The sequence below is a fragment of the Xenorhabdus sp. NBAII XenSa04 genome (assembly GCF_963866145.1).
Classification (GTDB): domain Bacteria; phylum Pseudomonadota; class Gammaproteobacteria; order Enterobacterales; family Enterobacteriaceae; genus Xenorhabdus; species Xenorhabdus indica.
The window spans coordinates 1-341 of the sequence record NZ_CAWMEB010000373.1 but is presented as its reverse complement, the minus strand read 5'-3'; the positions used below and the strand labels follow the sequence as shown (position 1 = coordinate 341).

Genomic DNA, 341 nt, shown 5'->3' with positions numbered 1-341 from the left:
ACTCTGGCACTATTTACACCTGATTCGCAATGGAATACACCCACCCAAAAGGTATGCTTTCTCTCCCAGCATAATCCACCATCCCTCACAATATCTGTTTTTCTATCAGTAAAAGCAGTAGCATCCAATTTATTATCAAATAGATAATGAATAAATGAATCGTTTTAGAAATGTGTCATAAGGAAAATGATGGTGAGTGATGATAAGCTGTATTCAGAAATTGGTCGTATATTGTATGAATCTGCGCCTGATAATGCCCAGAAGATTTTACTGGATGTCGAGTTATCGCCCGAAAATGATCATGCTAAGTTTTTATATGACTATACCAATCGTCATTGAAG

The 341-nt window shown here is 36.4% G+C and carries 1 protein-coding gene; it reads left to right on the top strand.

Annotated features, from left to right (window positions below):
* Nucleotides 1-192 precede the first annotated feature (192 nt).
* Nucleotides 193-339 carry a hypothetical protein gene (locus AAC147_RS12660; protein ID WP_156115477.1) on the top strand — a complete coding sequence of 49 codons (147 nt, stop codon included), beginning with the start codon at nucleotides 193-195 and terminating at the stop codon, nucleotides 337-339.
* Nucleotides 340-341: the final 2 nt, after the last annotated feature.